Below are 19,166 nucleotides of genomic sequence, written 5' to 3' on the forward strand. Positions count from 1 at the left end.
GTGGCAACCGCACTGTCACCGAGATTATCGTGTCTCACTTGAGGGGTGCAGTCCAGTGCATAAAACCACAGAGGTTGTTGAGTGCACTATCACCGAAATCCCCAATGCTTGAACGGCAGGTATGGCTAGCTAGAAATCGAATGCTGTCGGTGCAAGAGAAGGGCAAGCTCGCCAACGCGTGGCGCACCCTTCTGCGAAAAACAATCACTTCATCTCTTCCAACACCTTCCGCGCTTCACCCAGCAACGCCTGAATCTGCCTTCGCTCGGCGATCGCATCCCTGGTGAACAGGCCGTGCTTGCGCGCGTTCTGGTTTGCCCTTGGCGCGCCGGATCCCGGTGCACCGCCGTGCATGCGGCAGCGCTTTTTGCCGTGCACCGCCGGTGAGCGGCACGCGCCGCCGGAACAGGTTTTGGCGCCACAACGTGGGCTCGCCAGCATCGGGCCGGTATTTCTGATGTGATCGCTCATGCCTCTGCTTCCCGCCTGGCATCAGCGGAATCGGTCCCTCGCTTGGAGCCTGCGGCCTTCCGCGCCTTCCGCGCTGCGGATGCCGGTCTCTTGTCCGAAACGATCACGCTCGCATGCTGCGTGACGTTGCCGACGATGGCCTTGCCGCCATCTCCCACCGACACGTTCTGCACGGTGATGGCGGGCTCGCCATGGCTCCGGTAGCGGTTGAGCGCCTCGATCTGAGTGGGAAACGTACGGGTGAGCCTGCCCAATGCGCGCGCGGCGCTGTCGTGCCGGGCGAGGTCTTCCGCATTCGCAAGGTGATGGGCGCATCGCATCGCCATCACATGAACGGAAACCATCTGCGCCACCAGCATGGCCTCGACGGAATCCCGGGGGCGAATGCTCTTCACCATCGAAATCATGAAAGAGACGTTGACCTCGTCGGGACTCCCGCCGCTCACGCTGGCCCTGACCAATTGCCGGAGGATGCCATCCATCGATTCGCGGTCGGCTGCCCCGAGCGCGTTCGCCATGAGCTGTTCGCCGATTTCAGGGTCTGGATGGTCGATGGAGAATCCGTGCGACAGGAGCTTTATCCGCGGGGCTGCGGCAGCTTTGGTCTGGTCAGTCGCGGCAATCGCCGTTGACATAGCAAGGTCTGGAGCGGTGTTCATGTCGATACTCCCTGGCACGCGCGGCAAGCGCGCGGTTCGGCCACGCGCAGGCGATCGCTCGCCGCGGCGATCCCTGTCATTTCAATTGTGGGTGAGGATTTTCAGCCGCGATCGCACCGACGAGCCCGCGATTGCAGGGCGACGTGGACTTACAAGATTGCGGAATGATGAAGGAATGCCCCTGATTTGCCCGACGTGTCAAGTTGCCTTGTCGAAGCATTCATGCCGGCGGGCCGCATGCTACTTTGCATGGGGTTGTTTTCGATATTTTGGGGGCGCGCACCTTCGAAGCGGAGTTCTCCAACCTCACCCGCAGTTGTCCGCACACGCTCCGCTCATTCCCGCTCCATCATTTCGGCGATCGCCTTGATGCGGCTTCTGGCGTATTTCGGCAGGCCGGCGCTCAGCGAATCGCCGCTGTTGAAGGAGCTGTTGCCCATGAGCAGTTGCGCTGGCACGAGGTTGCGCAGGATGGGTGTTTTGCTGTGCTCCCTTTGCTTGTTCAGCACGTCGTTCCTGACCGCAATCACGATGTAAACCGTCGCGATGGCGGCTTCCCGCTCGGTCGGATGCTGTTGCAGAACCGCAAGCAGCTTGCCGAACTGGATGACCTGGTTCACCCAAAAGATGTTCTGCTCGAGCCCGCCGGTGACCGTGGAGTCGAGCCCTGTCAGGCTTGGCAGCTCGGCAAGGTGCGGCTGCGCGACCAACATGATCTCACTCTGGAACTCGATGAAATCCGGAATGGGCTTTTTGCTCTCCTCGCGCAGCTTGTTGGCAAGCTGAATGCCCGCCGGAATTTTCCCCTCGAACATGTAGCGGGACTGCACGCAGATCGCCTTGGCGTCCTCGCACCAGCGGCGATCCGGCGGACGGTTGAGCGCGGCGCCGGTGTCCTTGTCGGGAACAGCATCGCCCGCCGTGATCGGCCGGTGCTTGACTGCCGGATCGATCTGCTCGAGGAACGCGACATTTGCATATCTTGACAGATCCAATGCCGCTGCCGGTCTTGGAAGTCGAAACCGCGCCTCCGCCTGGTAGACCGAGAGCTTCAGCTTGGTTTGTTGGTTGAGCGTGGGTTCAACGAAGCTCGGGAAGAGCGAGAGGAAGCGCCGCTGAACCGGACGCGAGCGGGCCCAATCGTCGAAAGGCATGAGCCCGGTCGAGGAATCGGCGAGCTTGTCGTTGCGCTGGTCGGCGAAGATGACCGTGCGCGGTTTGATCTGTGCGATCGGAACGCTGGTGGCTGCGGGCACGTCCTCCACCTGGAATTCCTGCGCGGCCGCGCCCGTGCAAGTGGCCACGCAGGCGGCGATGAGGACAGCGGCATGGTGGCGTCTCATGGCGTCAATGCTCAATTTAGCCGCCGCCAGAAATAATCGGGATCGACTCGGAGCGGCGGTCGCGGGAGGCGGTCCTCGTCATCGGGATATCCGCGCCAGGAGGGATATTCGCGCGGACCAAGACGCCAGTTGGGGAACGGAAAGGGCGGCCGGTTATCGCCGTAAAGACGGTTATCGTGGGACCACTGCTGGAATGGCCCGTCGTCTTCGTCATAACCGCCACGATGGGCGTAGCGTTCTGCACGCGAGACGATCCGAAATTGCGTATCATCGATTCTGCCCGACGGATCCCTCTTTAAGTACTCGGTGAACGCGCGCCCGGAGCCGGCCGGTGCAGGATCGCCGGTATGGGGATCGATCGACAGAGCAACGAGCTGACGCATGGCTTCGCGCGAAGGGCCGTTCAACGCCGTCTTGGGAGCGTGCAGCTCCCAGGCTGCCTGCACGATCGGCTCGAACATCGGCAGCGCCACTTTCCCGCCGGTCTGGCCGCGCCCAAGGGTGCGGCGCCCGCCGTCGCCATTGTCGTAGCCGACCCAGATGGCGATCGTGACGTCATTTGTGAAACCGACGAACCAGGCATCGGCCGAATCATCAGTGGTACCAGTCTTGCCGCCGGCATAGGGCGAGAGATGCTTCACCCCGCGCCCGGTTCCGCGCGCGAGCACGCCCTGCAGCATTGATTTCAGCTGGTAAAACGATGCCCGGTCGGCGAAGCCGATCCAGGACACCGCATGCGGGTCGTGCCGGTAGATTGGGCGGCCGTCCTGTTCGATCGTTTCGATCGCATGGGGCTGGGGCCGTGCGCCTTCGTTGGCGATCGCTGCATAGAACGCCGCAAGGTCGATGAGCCGCACAGTTTGGGCACCGAGCACGAACGGGTAGTAGCGCATGCATTCCTTGTAGAGCTGCGCTTCCATCGCGACCTCGCAAACCCGGTCGAGACCTCGCTCGGCGCTGTCGTCGAGACCGGTCGCAAGCAGTTGCGCGGTGGCGAGATTCCGGGAGTTTTCCAGCGCACGCCGCAGTGTAATGGCGCCCGAAGCGCCGCCCTCGTAGTTCTTCGGCGACCAGAAACCGCGCTGGCGCGCGGAGCCAGTCGCCCCGATCGGTGCCAGCGTAATAGGTTCGTCCATCACCAGCGTGTTGGGCTGCAATCCCTTCCGAAGGGCGGCGAGGTAGGTCAGCGGCTTCAAGGTGGAGCCGGGTTGCCGCGGGCTCTGCACGACGCGGTTGAGCTGGCTTGCCGGATACGAAAAGCCGCCCGCCATCGCGAGAATGCGGCCGGTTTCGTTCTCGAGCACGAGCGCCGCTCCCTGCACGGTCGGTCGAATGCGCAGATCAGCACGCGCCGCTTGCTTACCACTGGCTTTGCGCACCTGCACGTAGACCACGTCGTACGGCTTGAGACTGCGCCTGATCGCAGCGCTCCAGGTGTTCAGCGGCAGGATGCTTCCGTCGGTCAGGCCGACGTTGATCGCATGGCCGCTTTTGCCACGCGTATTCTCCAGCACGACCGCCGATTCCCAGTGAACGTCATAGAGAGGTAGCCGCGTCGCCTTCAACGCCGCGAGCCAGGCCGGTTCCGTGCCCCTCAGGTCAGCCGCTCTGAGACGGACAGCATCGGAAATGTTCGCCTCGGGTCCCTCAAATTTGTAACGATTGGTGTTCAACTCGTACCGCGCGAGGCCCTCCTGCAATGTCGCTTCGACAACGCGCTGCAGGGCCGAGTTGACGGTCGAGCGCACCGTGTAGGAGGATTTGGTGAGCGTATCGAGGCCCGCGACCACCTTTGCCTCGCGGGCGATGTGATCGACGAAGTGAAAGGCGAAGTCCCGTCGCGTCGGCCGGTACTCGGCAAGCCGCGGCAATACTGCTTGCGCCGCGGCGGCGTCGATCATGGCATCGTCCTGCATGCGACCCAGCACGTAGGCAAGGCGCTCGCGCGCGCGCTCAGGGAGGTGGTCGGGATTGAAGTAGTTCGGTCCCTTGGCGAGCCCGGCGAGCAGCGCGCCCTCGACTGCGGAGAGCGCTTTGGCTGATTTACCGAAATAGCTGCGCGCCGCCATCTCGATGCCCCAGGCTCCGCGACCGAGATAGATCGAGTTGAGATAGAGCTCGAGGATCTCCGCCTTGGTCAGGACGCGCTCCATCCGCGAGGCAACGATCATTTCGCGCAGTTTTCTTTCGTAAGTGATGTCGTTGCCCACCAGCAGGTTCTTGACGACCTGCTGCGTAATGGTCGAGCCGCCCTGCGGCCGGCTCGGCTGCGTGAAGTTGCCGATGAAGGCGCGGACCAGTCCGCGCTCGTCAATGCCGGCGTGTTGGAAGAAACGCTTGTCCTCGGCGGCGATGAATGCGTTGCGCACCGCTTCCGGGATATCCGCAAGCTTGACCCAGATGCGGCGATTGTTCGGCGCGTAAATCTCAGCAAGGCGCTCGCTCTTGTTGTCGAGGACTACGCTCATGCCAGGAAGACTGAGGTGCTTAAGCTGCGCGGCGTCAGGCAGATCCTTGACCGCGCTGTTGTAGAAAGCGATGACCTGACCAAGATCGACCGGAGATCCTTCCGCTTTTTCGACTTTGCAGAACTGCCTGTAGGCCATCTGGAGGTCGGCCAGATTCAGTCCTTTGAGCGCTTTGATCTCGCTGCTCAACGCCTCCTTGTCATCCATGGCAGTGGCAATCAGATCGTCCAGGTTGATGTCCTCGATGTCGAAAGCCTTGCGCATGTGGGCGCAGCCGGCATTCAAAAGCTGCGCCACCTCGAAACGGTCGCGCACCGCATCGAACTCCGTCTTGACCCCATCCGGCCGGGTAGTGACCTGGCTGAAGGCAAGCGCCGTCGCGAAGATCTTGATGAGAATCGAATCCATGACCTGTCGACGGTCGAAAAGCCGCCTCCGTAAGGTCCCGTTTTTCTAGAACACTAAACAAGGCTGTACTGAGCAAAAAGTTCCCTAGCCCCGGAACTAACGCCGCGGCCAGTGCGTTTTAGAAGCACCGCATTGGCAGTGCACTCATGAATGCCCCTCTTCCAGTCGTGCTTGCCGTGGCGCTTCTCAGCGCCGGCATCGCCACGATGCCTGCGGATGCTGCTCCTCGAAAAAAGAAGACCGCGGTCCCCCCTGCAGCCAGCGTCGCTCAGCCACCCACGGACAGATTTTTGGCCTGCGACGTCCGGGTGCGAGACTATCTTCGCGAAGGCGGAGCCGCGATACGGGTCACCAAGATCGAAGTGGATGATGCCCGGTTGCAGTTGAACATTCATCATGAGTACGGCGAGGCGGGAAAGTCGTCTCGAAAATACCTGCGCGGCGACAGCGAAGAAGAAATGCGCAAAAATCTGCGCGGAATATTGGATGAGTTCGCGGCGGCTGCGAAGGCGGCAGCGGCTGGTCGCGCTTGGTATGTGATCGCTGCTCGCAAGGTCATGCCGGACCTCCGTGACGGTTCGGGCGAGAACACGGGTCCGTGGACGGCCATTGTCCTCGCGGATTTCGAGGGAAAATGCAGACCCATCACGTTCTATCAGTCGGTCGATCGGAACAAGCTCAATCCTGAATTGAGCAAGAAATTGGATGAGTGAAGTTTTGCGCTTGATGTGATTTGCAGTCGTGACGACCGGGCCTGGACGCCACGAGGCGCGGTGAAGATGCTCAACTGCCTTCGCCGGTGATTTCCGCTGTGACGCGCAATCCCATCATGAATTAAGCGGCAAGCGTCCTTCATTTCTGCTATCATTAAGCCATGACGATCGGGATTACCGGACCCGAACGGAAGGTGCCAAGGCAAAGCGCCGTGGTCGGGGCCATCATTGCGGCCGTCTTCGTCGGGATTTGCCTGATCCTGCTCTGGCTCACGAGCGACTTGCTGGTTGACTGGCTGTGGTTTTCCGCGATCGGTTATCCGCAGGTTTTTTGGACGACAATCGGCGCCAAAGCCGTCGTTCTTTTTGCAGTCTGGACCGCAACTGCGCTGGTTCTTTGGTTGAATGGATGGCTCGCGGTGCGCTTTGCCAGGCGCCAGCCGCCGCAATCCGTCGCGGCCTTTGTGTCGAATCTTGCGGGCAACGTGCCGCCGCCCGACCTGTTCGCGGTCGTGCGCGACCGGCTGCCATGGTACCGGGTCATCGCGGGCGGCGCTGGCTTTCTCGCTCTGCTGGTTGCTGCGGCAGAAGTGGGCAATTGGGGCGCCATCCTGCAGTTTTTCTATCACGTTCCCTACGGCGCAGACGATCCGCTCTTCAACAAGGACATCGGTTTCTATCTCTTCGTGCTGCCGGCCTATATCCTCGTCAAAAACTGGATGCTGCTCACGCTCGTTCTGAGCGCGCTTTTCGCCGCAGCGATCTACTGGGTGCATGGCGACATCGAATACGACGTGCAGCACCGATCAATGTCGCCGACTGCGATTGCTCACGGCTCGGCGTTGCTTGCTCTCCTGTTCGCCGTGAAGGCCTGGTCGTACGTCCTCGACCGTTATCTGCTGCTCTATGGCGACAACGGCGTCGTCGTCGGCGCCAGCTACACTGATGTGTATGTGGGGCTGCCGGGCCTGTGGCTAATGATCGCTCTGTCGATCAGCGCGGCGGTTGCTGCGTTGGCCAACCTCCGGGTGAGGACCTACCGGCTCCCTGCCGCCGCGGTCATGCTTGTCGTCATCGGCTCTTTGGTGCTGTCCGGCATAGCTCCCGTGCTGTTCCGGCAGTTCTTTGTCAAACCAAGCGAGTTGGAGCTGGAGAAGCCCTACATTGAGCGCAACATCGCGCTCACCCGGCAGGCATACAATCTCGATCAGATCGCAGCCAAGCCGTTTGCTGCCGAACAGAAGCTTACATTCAAGACGCTCGACGCCAACAAGGCGACAATCGAGAATATCAGGCTGTGGGACTGGCAGCCCTTGTCGGATACCTACGCGCAACTGCAGGAGATCCGCACCTACTACAAATTCCATCATCTTGACGTTGACCGCTATTGGCTCGATGGCTCCTACCAAAGCGTAATGATCTCGGCCCGCGAGCTGCGGCCCTCCTTGCTGCCGCCGAATGCCCAGACATGGGTCAACCGCCATGTGCTGTTTACCCACGGCACCGGCGCGGTGATGAGCCCGGTCACTCGCAAGAGCGCCGAAGGGCTGCCATTCCTTTATTTGCGCGACATACCTCCTGTTGCCGACGGAGGCCCCCAGATCCATGAACCGCGCATCTACTACGGCGAGGAGCACGACAGCTACGTCATTGTCAAAGGGAGCACACCCGAGTTCGACTATCCAAAGGGAAAGGACAATGTCTACGCGGCCTATGATGGCACCGGTGGCGTTCCGATCGGAGCGATGGTGTGGAGAGGCCTGTTTGCTTATTACTTCAACGACCCGAACCTGGTGCTCTCAAACTACATCACCGCCGACAGCCGGATCATGATCCGCCGCAATATCCAGCAACGGGTAGGAACGATCGCTCCCTTCCTCAGGCTCGATCACGATCCTTATCTGGTCATCAGTGATGGGCGGATGTTCTGGATGCAGGACGCCTATACGATGAGTTCCTATTTCCCCTATGCACAGCCAGCGCAAGGGCTGCGCCTCAACTACATTCGCAATTCAGTGAAGGTTATCATCGATGCCTATAACGGAACCGTCGACTTTTATCTGATGGATACCGCCGACCCGATCGCCGCAACCTTCCAGCGCATCTTTCCGAGCTTGTTCAAGCCGTTCGCGGCCATGCCGTCAGACTTGCAGAAGCACATTCGCTATCCGGAGGATCTGTTCCTGATCCAGGCGCGGCTCTATCAGACTTACCACATGGAGGCGGCCGACGTTTTCTATAACCGCGAGGATCTATGGCAGTTCCCGCGCCAGCCGGGTGGCGGCGGCACCGCAATGATGGCGCCTTACTACATCATCATGCGGCTGCCCGGCGAGCCGCAGGCTGAGTTCTTCCTCATGCTTCCGATGGTGCCCAGCCGCCGCGACAACATGATCGCGTGGCTCGCCGCGCGCTGCGACGCGCCCGACTACGGCAAGCTAATCGTCTACGAGTTTCCCAAGGAGAAGCTCGTCTATGGACCATTCCAGATCGAAGCGCGGATCAATCAGAGTACCGAGATATCGCAACAAATCACTCTGTGGAATCAGATGGGATCGCGGGTGATACGCGGTGCGAACTTGCTTGTGATCCCGATCGAGAACTCGATCCTTTATGTAACGCCGCTCTATCTGCGAGCGGAGCACGGACACCTGCCGGAGCTGAAACGCGTGATCGCGGCCTACGGCGAACATGTGGTGATGAAGGAGACGCTCGCCGAGGCCTTGTCAGCGCTGTTCATGGAGCCCGGCACTACGGCAGTTTCAACCACGATGGAGGAGAGGCCCGCAACAGGCCCGCCGGCAAGTCAGGCACGGGAGGCGCTTGATCGCTACAATCAAGCAGTGGAGCGATTGAAGTCCGGAGATTGGAAGGGCTTCGGTACGCAGTTCGATGCAATGCGCGAGCTTCTGGAGGAAATGAACCGACGCTCCACGGGCCAATAATTTAGGCCCGAACGGAAAGGAGCTGTGTCGGCAATTCGGGAGCAGCTCCGATGCCGGGGATGGAGCAGGCCGAGCTTTTTGCCACACGCTCCGCGTGCCGACGTCGGCAGGAAGATCGCCGCGGTGCAACAAGCAGCGGCAAATCCGTCGGCGCGCGACCCGCGCCAAAATCGCGCCACGCAGCGAGCAGCCTGTCGGCGCCTGCTGTGGCCAGAAAGCAAGATGACAATTTGGCGAGATGGTGGCAGACTTGGTTTCGAGACCAAGCGCGGCAAGAAAAAACGAAGAAAACGATCGCCAAGGTCCCGTCGTCAAAGGGAGGAGAGGACTCATGAAACGCTTGTTTCTGGGATCAATCGCTGCTGCCCTGATGGTATCGGCGTTTATCGGATCCACTACTGCTGTCATGGCACAGACGAAGGTGCTGAAGATGCAGGCCACATGGCCGGCATCGCTCACGCTCTATGATAACTTCACCTACTTCGCCGAGCGGGTGAACAAGCTATCGGCCGGCACGTTGAAGATCGAGGCGATGCCCGCCGGCCAGGTCGTGCCGGCCTTCGAGGTGCTGGACGCGACCCACAAGAAGGTGCTCGACGGCGCGCATGCTTGGGCCGGCTACTGGACCGGCAAGAACAAGACCGCGATCCTGTTCACTGGGGGTCCCGGCGGAACGTTCGGCATGGACTACATGGACGTGATGGGCTGGTTCTATCACGGCGGCGGCCTCGATCTGTACAACGAGTTCTATCAGAAGGAGCTCAAGCTCAACGTCGTCGTATTCCCCATCCTGCCTGCAGGGCCGCAGGCTTTCGGCTGGTTCAAGAAGCCGATCCAGACGGTCGAGGACATGAAGGGCATGAAATGCCGCCAGACCGGCATGGCCGGCGAAGTGTGGCAAGCGCTCGGCTTCACGGTGGTCAACATGCCGGGCGGCGAGATCATTCCCTCCGCACAGCGCGGCGTGATCGATTGTGCGGAATGGGTCGGCGGCATCGAGGACATGCAGCTCGGCTTCCACAACGTCTGGAAGTACCACTATTCGCCCGGCCTGCACGAGAACGTGACGGTCGGCGAAATCGTGATCAACGGCGATGTGTGGAAAGAGCTCAGCCCGCAGCACCAGGAGATCATCAAGTCGGCGGCCAACGAGACATTCCTCGTCTGGTGGACCAAGTGGCAGCGCCAGAACGCCGATGCGTTGACTGAGATGCAACAGAAGCACGGCGTACAGATCCTGCGCACGCCGACCGAGATCCTGCTGACCTTCATCAAGAAGTGGGACGAGATCGCGGCGGCCGAGGGCGCCAGGAACCCGTTCTTCAAGAAGGTGCACGACTCGCAGAAGGCCTATGCCAGCGCTGTGGTGCCGTACAAGCGGTCCTATTTCCCGCCATACTCCTTCATGGCGAACTACTACTTCCCCGTCGAGAAATAGGGCGTCGTCCGAGGGCGGCCGGTTCGGCCGCCCTCCATTCGCACGCGGCCGACCCGCATCGCGCCGCAAGGCGCGAACGGTCGGCGATAGGGGGAGGGATGGCTGAGGTAACAGACAGGCAGTCGCCGGCGCTGCTGGCCATAATCCGGATCATCGACGGCTTCACGGATCGGACCGGCACGGTCATTTCGTGGCTGGCGGTGCCGCTGGTTCTGGCCGTCGCCTACGAGGTTACAGCGCGCTACCTGTTCAACGCGCCGACCATTTGGGCCTACGACGCAACCTACATGCTCTACGGCTCGCTGTTCATGCTAGGCGCCGCTTACGCGCTGCACAAGGGCGCTCACATCCGTACCGATTTCTTCTGGGACAAGTTCTCCATCCGCAGGAAGGGCTTGATCGACACGATCTCCTACATCGTCTTCTTCTTCCCGAGCCTGATCATGCTGCTTCTTATTAGCTGGAACGAGTTTCATTACTCCTGGCAGATCAACGAAATGTCGGATCAGACGCCGTGGCGGCCGGTACTGTGGCCGTTCAAGTTCGTCGTGCCGCTCGCCTGCCTGTTGCTGCTGATCCAGGGCGTGTCCGAGTTGATCAAGAGCATCTACATGGTGCGCACCGGCGTCGAGCTCGAGCACAAGGAGAAGGTCGAGATATGACCGCAGAAGCGCTCATCGGCCTCATCATGCTCCTGGTGCTCCTTGGGGCGATCTTCATCGGCGTGCCGATCTCGTTCACGTTGCTGTTTCTCGCCTTTGCGTTCGGCTATGTGGGCATGGGCGCGACGGTGTTCGATCTCGCCTACTTCCAGGCCATCGGCCTGATGAAGGAGGAGCTCCTGGCCGCCGTGCCGCTGTTCATCTTCATGGGCTTCATCACCGAGCAGGCGGGGCTCATGGAGCGCCTTTTCACGGCGTTCCGGATGCTGCTTGCGCCGGTGCGCGGCGCACTCTTCCTCGTCGTCATCCTGACCTCGACCGTATTCGCGATGGCAACGGGCATCGTCGGCGCAGCCGTTACCGTTCTGGGCATCATGGCCTCGCCGATCATGACGAAGGCGGGTTATGACGCCAAGCTTTCAGCGGGCACCATCACTGCAGGCGGCACGCTCGGCATCCTCATTCCGCCGTCGGTGATGCTGATCGTGATGGGGCCGGTGCTCGGCGTGTCGGTCGCCGATCTCTATGCTGCAGCCTTCGGGCCGGGCTTCCTGCTGGCCGGCATGTACATCGCCTATCTGATGGGCCGCGCCTTCCTGAACCCCAAGCTCGGGCCGCCGGTGCCAATGGACGAGCGGATCTACTCGGCGGGGTACATTGCGCGCGAGGTGATCATCGGCACGCTGCCCCTGCTCGGGCTCATCACGGCGACGCTCGGCTCGATCATCGGGGGACTTGCGACGCCGACGGAGGCCGCCGGCATCGGCAGCGTCGGCGCACTGATCCTGTCCATCGCATATCGCAGGTTCTCGCTCGGCGGACTGCAACGTGCGCTGATCTCGACGATGGCGACGTCGAGCATGGTCCTGCTACTGGCGGTCACGTCGAACATTTTCGGTGCGGTGTTCGCCCGCCTCGGCTCGGCGAACTGGATCACCGAGACGATGCTCGGCCTCCAGTTGCCGCCCAGCCTGATGTTGATTGTCGTGCTGTTGCTCATTTTCCTGCTGGGTTGGCCGTTTGAGTGGCCAGCCATCATCCTGGTGTTCCTGCCGATCTTCTACCCCGTTGTGAAGGGCATGGGCATCGACCTCATATGGTTCGCAGCATTGGTTGCGGTGGTGCTGCAGACCGCCTTCCTGTCGCCGCCGGTCGCCATGTCAGCGTACTATCTCAAGCAGGTGGTCAAGGGCTGGAGTCTCGCGACGATTTACGCCGGCATGTTCCAGTTCATGATCCTGCAGGTGATCTGCGTTGGGCTGATGATCGCCTTCCCCGGCATTGCGACCTGGTTCCCGCAGACGCTGAACGAGGCATCCCGCAGTCAGGTCATCCCCGAGGAGCATAAGAAAATCCTGGAACAGCAGAAGCGAGCGCCGGGTCTGGAAGACGAAGACTGGCTGACACCAAAAAAGAAGTAGTGGGGCGTCGGCCGATCGAGTCGGCAAAGCCTGCCGTTTACGTCGCTTGTACGAGGCTTGAGTTGGACTGACATGATCCGCTCCTTCGGGATTTCTCCTGGTGCCGAAGCAGTATCGCGATCCTTCGCGACCTAAGGTCGTCTGCAGGTTGCGAGATGCGCCGATATGTCGAACGCAAGTCCATCGGCAGTGACATAGCGAGCGAGGATTGTTTCCGCCTCCGCCAGGATCCGATCGATCTGCGGCTCCGGCAGCACAACTCCCATGACGGGTAGCCATCCCCTGAGTTCCGCCTCTACAAACTCGCGCATGTTGGAGAACCGCGCCGCGCCTTTACACGTCGTAAGATTTATCGAGTTGGCCCCGGCGCCCTTGAACAACGTGGCGAGCACCTGCCTCTCGCCGAGCGCAAACGGCGCGCGAAGCGCATCACCGGCGGGCCTCCCGGCGACGTGGTCCAGCAGGCCCACGAGGGCAGCGAATGCGGGGGCGTTCTCGATGGCATCCCAAACTGCGACCGCGCACCTGCCGCCAGGGACCATCACGCGCAGCATCTCCCGGACGGCCTTGTCGCGATCCGAAAAGAACATCAGGCCGAATTGACACACAACGACATCAAACGAGCGGTCCGGAAACGGCAGCGCCTCAGCCGCTCCATCCTGCCAGTCGATGCCGGGCGCGAGGCTTCGCGCCACCGCCAGCATTCCTGCGTTTGGATCGAGCGCGGCGACCCGATCGGATCGCCCGGTCCGCCTTGCCGCCTCGCGCGCCAGAACTCCGGTGCCGCAAGCAATGTCCAGAACGCGATCGCCGCTTTCGATTTTGGCGGCATCTGCCACCATCGGCGCCCATTGCTGAAAGAGTGCCGGAACGAACAGCGCCTCGTAGGTGTTCGCAGCGTCGATCAAGGTTTGCGAAACAGGTGAGGGCATGGTGTCACCTCGTGCAAGAGCGAGCTGGTGCCGGGAAGACATAAAGCTTCGTGGTCGGGACTCTGTGCGGTGAGGTGGATGTCTTCATCCGCCTCTCATCGTCTCCAGGACCAGTTCCGGGTTCGTTTGCCGACCAATGCTTTCGACATCCTCGCGGAAGTCCGGCGGATCGGCAAGCACGATGGCCTCTCGATTTTTCCAAGGCCAGCCGTCCTGCGCGAACGGTTCCGAAGGGTTCCATCCTGGTTCACTGGCTGCCTTCGTGCTTCCGATGGCCGAGCAGCACGATGCACGGTGCCGTCAAGCCGACGGTCTGGTGAAGACGTAGACCAGACCCACAAGCATGAGTGTGCCGACGCTTGCCATCAGGATCGGGCCCGGCGCGCTTCCGATCCAGAACAGCAGGAATCCGGCGCTTATGCCAGCAAGGGCCAGCAGTTTGGCTCTCAGAGGAATCGCGCCGCGCTCCCGCCACGCACGCAGCGTCGGCCCGAAGCGAGGATGGGAGAGAAGCCAGTTTTCGAGCCGCGGAGACGATCGTGCGAAGCAGGTCGTGGCGAGAATGAGGAATGGCGTCGTCGGGAGCACCGGCAAGAATGCGCCGACAAAACCGAGGGCGATGAAGATAAAGCCGAGAACAAGGTAAACGCGACGCATCAGCCACAACCATCATGCAAGAGCGAGGGCTTGTAATTCCAGGCCGTGGCCCCTCACAGACATCCAATCCGATCTGCCCGGCCAGGATCACGGCGCAGGTGACCGAGCATGTCTATGACACCTCGACCGGAAGATTCCTACTGGTCCCGCAGGGGGCACGATTGTTCGGTAGTTACGACAGTCAGGCCGCGTTCGAAAGTATGGGACGCTGGAGCGCAGCGCTTCGGCGCGTACACTCAACGGGCGTCTTTAGCTGGTTCGCCATTGATGCCTGCACAAGACATCCGAGCAACTCACGCCGCCGGACGGAAACGGCGCGGCGAATGTTTCGTATCGCGCCGGATCAGCCGGGCGCAGTGTGGAAGGCTCGGCGCATAATGCGTCAGCGTCGGCGGAGGTGGTCGTCGGTCCGAAAATCTGCCTCTATTGGAGTCGAGACGGTTCGGTCTACGTGCCTGCGGAGCTGCTGCCAGCCTTGCCGGACCTGAAGTTCTTGCGTTGAGGAGTGGCGATATGGATGGCTTGGTGATCAGTGGCGGCCGGGTGGTGGATCCGGCAAGCGGGATGGACGCCATTGGCGATGTGGCGGTGCTGGATGGCCAGATCTCTGCTGTCGGCACCGGGCTTGGGAGCGCCGAACGGGTGATCGACGCGACCGGGCTGGTGGTGGCTCCCGGCTTCATCGACCTGCACGCCCACGGCCAGTCGATCCCTGCCGACCGCATGCAGGCGTTCGACGGGGTGACGACGACGCTCGACCTCGAGGCGGGAGTATTGCCGGTCGCATCCTGGTATCGGCGCCAGGCCACTCATGGACGCGTGCTGAACTACGGAGCCGCTGCCAACTGGGCCTTCGCGCGCATCGGCGCGATGACCGGCTCCAACGCGGAAAGCTCACTGGAGGCGTTCGGCAATGCCATGCGCGATCGCCGCTGGATCGACAACGTGGCCAGCGACGCCGAGGTGGCCGGCATCCTCGACCGCCTTGCAAACGGACTGAACGAGGGCGGCATCGGCATCGGCATCCTCAACGCCTATGCCCCGGGCGCCGGGGTGCAGGAGCTGACCGCGGTGTGCCAACTGGCGGCGGCCCATGATGTGGCGACCTTCACCCACGTCGCCTACATGTCCCGGATCGACCCGGAAAGCGCCGCCGAGGCCTATATCCGCTTGATCGGCTATGCCGGCGCCACCGGCGCGCACATGCACATCTGCCACTTCAACTCTTCCAGCAAGACGGACGTGGAGCGTTGCGCCGCGCTGGTGGCCAAGGCGCAGGCGCAGGGCCTGCCGATCACGGTGGAAGCCTATCCCTACGGCACCGGTTCGACGGTGCTGGCGGCGGCGTTCTTCAGCGACCCCGAGTTCGAGGCGCGCAATGGCACTGGCTATGATTCCGTGCAGCGGGTGACCGACGGGCGGCGCTTCCGCGACCGAAAGGAGCTATTGGCGGCACAGGCGGAGGAGCCCTCCACGCTGGTGCTGTGGCATATCCTGGATACAGAGAACAATCCGCATCACCGCGACCTCCTGGACATCTCGGTGCTGTATCCCGGCGGCGCGATTGCGTCCGACGCGATGCCCTGGACGCTGTCGGACGGCAGCGTTTACTCCGGCGACGCCTGGCCCCTGCCTGATGACGCCACCTCGCATCCGCGTTCGGCGGGTTGCTTCACCCGTTTCATCCGCGAGTGGGTCCGTGAGCGCAAGGCGGTATCGCTGCTGGAAGGCGTCCGCAAATGCGCCCTGATCCCGGCGGAGATCCTTTCCCGCAGCACGCCCGCCATGCGCGCCAAGGGAAAGCTGCAGCCGGGCGCGGATGCCGACATTGTCGTGTTCGATTTCGAGGCGCTGACCGACCGGGCAACTTTCTCGGCGATGAACCGTCCGTCAGAGGGCGTACGGCATCTGGTGGTCAGCGGCCAGGCGCTGATATCAGATGGCGTGCTGGATGTGGCGGCGAGGCCCGGCCGGCCGGTGCGCCGGCCCGTCGTTCAAGTCTGATGTAGGGGGCCGATTGTGCCAGTCCCGATCCTGCTGGTGACCGGCTTCCTCGGCGCGGGCAAGACCACGGTCGTGAACCACCTGCTGGCGCATGCGGAGGGGCGGCGGATCGCTGCCGTGGTCAACGATTTCGGCGCGATCAACATCGATGCGGAGCTGATCGCGGGCGCCAGCGATGGGGTGGTCAGCCTGAGCAATGGCTGCATCTGTTGCTCGCTGGAAGGCGATCTGCTGCGCACGCTCGCCGCCCTGCTGCGACGCGATCCGCGGCCCGAATTCATCGTGATCGAAACCAGCGGGATCGCCGATCCCTCGGATATTGTGCGCAACCTGATGGATCCCCTGATCTGGCGGGAGGCGCCGCTGGAAACGGTGCTGTGCGTGGTGGACGCGACGACAACGGCAGAGACGTTGAACGACGCGTTGCTGCGCTCGCAGCTCCGGACGGCCGATGTGGTGGCGTTCAGCAAGGTGGACCTGGTGAACGCGGCCGGTCGCGCACAGCTCCGCGACGCTGTCCGGGCGCTGCGTCCGGCCGCGGTGGTGGTCGATGCTCTGCATGGCGAAGTCCCCGCAGCGCTGCTGTTCCCCGCGGACGTGGACCGCGTGCCGGCGCCGCGCGAGATAAGGCCGCAACGGCCGGCGGCTGACCGGTTCGAGACGCTGAGCTGGACGTCGGAACGGCCGGTGTCGCTTCCCCGGTTGCAGCAAGCGATCGGTCGGCTCGCGCCGAAGCTCGCCCGGGCGAAGGGCTTGTTCGAGACGGTGGAGCAGCCCGGACGGTTGATGGTGTTTCAGCTCGCCGGCGGGCGCGCGACGTTGGCACCCGGCGGGGCGCTCGCGCCCGAAGTGCCGCGGGCACGGATCGTGTTCATTGCCGAGATCGGGGTTCTCTCGATCGCCGAGATCGACCGGATCATGCAAGAGTGCATCGAGGCTGGGTGAAGTGAGTGGGGTCCGATCCGTCTAAGGCATCGCTAACAACGGAAACACTCAAGCCGCGGGACGGAAATGTCCGGGCGAATGTTTCGTGTCGCGCCGGATCAGCCGGCGCAGCGTGGAAGGCTCCGCATATCCTACGCGTCGCGCGATCTCGTCAACCGACAGGCGCGTGGTTTCGAGCAGGAATCGCGCGGTCTCCAGCCTGATCCTCTGCACGAACTGAATCGGTGAGACGCCGCAGGTCGCAGCAATGCGCCGGGCAAATGTCCGTGGCGCCAGTGCGACGGCTTCGGCGAGCTCCTCGATCGCAAAGTCACGCGCGATGTTGTCGCGCACCCATTTCTCGGCCTTGGCCATCCTGGGGTCCTGGCCCGCCAGATATGTGATCGCCATGAATGGCGCCTGGGAGCGCCGCTCATCCAGCAGGAGATAGTTGGCGCAGGCTTTCGCCAAGCCTGGTCCGGCGAACCGGCCGACGACCGCAAGCATCAGGTCCATTTGCGCCATCGCCGCGCCAGCGGTTGCGATCGGCCAATCGGCGACGACCATCTGCTCTGTCAGTAGTTCGACTCTCGGATAGCGCTGCCGAAACAGCGGCGCGAGCCACCATGTCGTGGTCGCCCGCCGGCCGTCTAGCAGGCCCGTCTCTGCCAACAGGAAGGTGCTCGCGCAGGACGCGGCGAGCATGGCACCGTTGCTGAACGCGCGGGTGAGCATGTCGCCTGCGCGCCGGCACGCTGGGCTCTTCAACTTTCTATCCAGTTCGTCTGCCGATGCCGTTCCAAGGCCGGGGACGATGAGGAGTTCGATCCCGCGCAGATTGGCGTCGCTTCGGCGGGATCCGAAACGCACCGTCGTAACCTTGAATGGCGGAGGAGCGCGCTTTGCAGCGCTGATCCGGTTGGCGGTTGCGATGACGTCGTGGGTGATGGCCGCGCTCGATGCCATGCATCCCTCGATCTCGACAATAGCGATTTTGGTCATGTCAAAAAATGCCCGATAAATGTCATTTTTGACACTAGCCGACCGACCGTTAAATCGCAACGATGCCCGTGAAAAATGCCGCCCGGGAGGAATAGCGCCGATGCCGAAACGGTCCATGAAGCAGGACGATCCGCTCGATGATTTTATGCGTCGCGACATCGCGCTCGACGGCACTACCAAGGTCGTCTACGTGGCCGGCACAGGGCCCGCCGTCATCGTGATGACGGAGATGCCGGGCATCAGCCCGCATGTCGCGCGGTTTGCGCGCTGGGTGCGCGACGCCGGCTTCACCGTCTATATGCCGTCGCTGTTCGGGCGGGATGGCGCCGTTCCGGGCGCGGAGGAGGGCGCCGCTGTCTTTCAGCGCGCCTGCGTGAGCGCCGAGTTTCGCGCGCTTGCTTCAAACGAATCCAGTCCGGTGACAAAGTGGCTCCGGTCGCTGGCGAGATTTGCACATGGCGAGTGCGGCGGTCCCGGCGTCGGCGCCATCGGGATGTGTTTTACGGGAAACTTTGCGCTGACCATGATGCTTGAGCGATCGGTGCTGGCGCCGGTGCTGTCGCAGCCGTCGCTGCCGCTGAACAATCCGGCAGGCATTGAAATCGCGCCCGACGAAGTCAGGTGCGTCCGCGAACGGCTCGAGCGGGAAGATTTGACGGTATTGGCCTATCGCTTCGAGGGCGACAAGTTCTGCATGGCGCAACGCTTCGCAGCCTATGCGGAAGCGCTCGGTGATCGTTTCATCGGACGGGTGCTTCCAGACAGCGCGGCGAATACCGATCTTGCGCCGTTCTTCGAGCGCCACGTCACGACCCCGCATAGCGTTGTCACCGCGCACCTGATCGATGAGGCCGGCCAGCCGACGATCGCGGCACGCGACGAGATCCTGGCGTTCTTCAGGCACAGGCTCGCGTCTCCGCGAAGCGGTCGTTGTTCAAACTAGATTTCACTCCAAATCACATAGCCGTCCGCAGAACAAACACGTCCGCGCGCTCCCATTCAGGTTCGCATGGGCCGAGGCGGAATTTAAATCCGTATTTCGCGCATGGCGACAGGAAACCGGCTCACCAGCGCGGCGTTTACTAGAAGCGGCCGCATCGCCTTGCGTTGCAGGCGTAA

Annotated in this window: 15 protein-coding genes and 1 pseudogene; 9 read left to right on the forward strand and 7 right to left on the reverse strand. The window is 62.2% G+C overall.

The features are described from left to right. Positions 1-204 precede the first annotated feature (204 nt). The 4 genes from CP49_RS38445 to CP49_RS38460 all read right to left on the reverse strand — a co-directional run bounded on the left by CP49_RS38445 (position 205) and on the right by CP49_RS38460 (position 5,349). On the reverse strand, positions 205-471 hold the full coding sequence (locus CP49_RS38445) for an HGGxSTG domain-containing protein (RefSeq protein WP_057855295.1): 267 nt from the start codon (positions 469-471) through the stop codon (positions 205-207). Next, positions 468-1,130 (reverse strand): hypothetical protein, encoded by a 663-nt coding sequence (locus tag CP49_RS38450; RefSeq protein ID WP_057855296.1) that lies wholly within the window; start codon positions 1,128-1,130, stop codon positions 468-470. Before CP49_RS38450 ends, CP49_RS38445 begins: the two co-directional genes overlap by 4 nt. Positions 1,131-1,465: 335 nt before the next feature. After that, complete coding sequence (locus tag CP49_RS38455; RefSeq protein WP_057855297.1) at positions 1,466-2,473, reverse strand: hypothetical protein; 1,008 nt, start codon at positions 2,471-2,473, stop codon at positions 1,466-1,468. A gap of 11 nt (positions 2,474-2,484) precedes the next feature. Further along, on the reverse strand, positions 2,485-5,349 hold the full coding sequence (locus CP49_RS38460; RefSeq protein ID WP_057855298.1) for a penicillin-binding protein 1A: 2,865 nt from the start codon (positions 5,347-5,349) through the stop codon (positions 2,485-2,487). Between the two features lie 146 nt (positions 5,350-5,495). On the opposite strand from CP49_RS38460, the gene CP49_RS38465 reads away from it, so the two are divergent. The 5 genes from CP49_RS38465 (at position 5,496) to CP49_RS38485 (ending at position 12,528) form a co-directional block, all read left to right on the forward strand. Further along, positions 5,496-6,062, forward strand: coding sequence for a hypothetical protein (locus CP49_RS38465; protein WP_057855299.1), 567 nt, complete (start codon positions 5,496-5,498; stop codon positions 6,060-6,062). A gap of 161 nt (positions 6,063-6,223) precedes the next feature. After that, positions 6,224-9,007 (forward strand): UPF0182 family membrane protein, encoded by a 2,784-nt coding sequence (locus CP49_RS38470; protein WP_057855300.1) that lies wholly within the window; start codon positions 6,224-6,226, stop codon positions 9,005-9,007. A 331-nt stretch (positions 9,008-9,338) separates the two neighbouring features. Continuing rightward, complete coding sequence (locus tag CP49_RS38475) at positions 9,339-10,445, forward strand: TRAP transporter substrate-binding protein (RefSeq protein ID WP_057855301.1); 1,107 nt, start codon at positions 9,339-9,341, stop codon at positions 10,443-10,445. A 98-nt stretch (positions 10,446-10,543) separates the two neighbouring features. After that, positions 10,544-11,107 (forward strand): TRAP transporter small permease subunit, encoded by a 564-nt coding sequence (locus CP49_RS38480; protein ID WP_057855302.1) that lies wholly within the window; start codon positions 10,544-10,546, stop codon positions 11,105-11,107. Continuing rightward, on the forward strand, positions 11,104-12,528 hold the full coding sequence (locus CP49_RS38485; RefSeq protein ID WP_063791841.1) for a TRAP transporter large permease: 1,425 nt from the start codon (positions 11,104-11,106) through the stop codon (positions 12,526-12,528). The genes CP49_RS38480 and CP49_RS38485 overlap by 4 nt, the downstream gene beginning before the upstream one ends. Before the next feature lie 131 nt (positions 12,529-12,659). Here CP49_RS38485 and CP49_RS38490 read toward each other — a convergent pair whose 3' ends face one another. Beyond that, positions 12,660-13,460: a methyltransferase domain-containing protein gene (locus CP49_RS38490; RefSeq protein ID WP_063791842.1), complete on the reverse strand. Its 801-nt coding sequence runs from the start codon at positions 13,458-13,460 to the stop codon at positions 12,660-12,662. Between the two features lie 300 nt (positions 13,461-13,760). Continuing rightward, entirely contained in the window at positions 13,761-14,117 is a 357-nt protein-coding gene (locus CP49_RS38495) for a YbaN family protein (RefSeq protein WP_057855368.1), read from the reverse strand. A 26-nt stretch (positions 14,118-14,143) separates the two neighbouring features. Here CP49_RS38495 and CP49_RS49555 point away from each other — a divergent pair. From CP49_RS49555 to CP49_RS38505, 3 genes and pseudogenes are all read left to right on the forward strand, one after another. Then, positions 14,144-14,311, forward strand: a pseudogene (locus tag CP49_RS49555) (TrbI/VirB10 family protein); the annotation flags it as partial. 319 nt (positions 14,312-14,630) lie between these two features. After that, positions 14,631-16,121 carry an amidohydrolase family protein gene (locus CP49_RS38500; protein WP_057855304.1) on the forward strand — a complete coding sequence of 497 codons (1,491 nt, stop codon included), beginning with the start codon at positions 14,631-14,633 and terminating at the stop codon, positions 16,119-16,121. A 15-nt stretch (positions 16,122-16,136) separates the two neighbouring features. Further along, the gene (locus CP49_RS38505; protein WP_057855305.1) at positions 16,137-17,066 is read left to right on the forward strand and encodes a CobW family GTP-binding protein; all 930 of its coding nucleotides are present in this window, start codon (positions 16,137-16,139) and stop codon (positions 17,064-17,066) included. Between the two features lie 48 nt (positions 17,067-17,114). Here the strand turns inward: CP49_RS38505 and CP49_RS38510 are convergent, their stop codons facing one another. Beyond that, positions 17,115-18,047, reverse strand: coding sequence for a GlxA family transcriptional regulator (locus CP49_RS38510; protein WP_057855306.1), 933 nt, complete (start codon positions 18,045-18,047; stop codon positions 17,115-17,117). 100 nt (positions 18,048-18,147) lie between these two features. Between CP49_RS38510 and CP49_RS38515 the strand changes: the two genes are divergently transcribed. Next, on the forward strand, positions 18,148-18,990 hold the full coding sequence (locus CP49_RS38515; RefSeq protein WP_057855307.1) for a dienelactone hydrolase family protein: 843 nt from the start codon (positions 18,148-18,150) through the stop codon (positions 18,988-18,990). Positions 18,991-19,166: the final 176 nt, after the last annotated feature.

It is taken from the genome of Bradyrhizobium valentinum, from assembly GCF_001440405.1.
Lineage (GTDB): Bacteria > Pseudomonadota > Alphaproteobacteria > Rhizobiales > Xanthobacteraceae > Bradyrhizobium > Bradyrhizobium valentinum.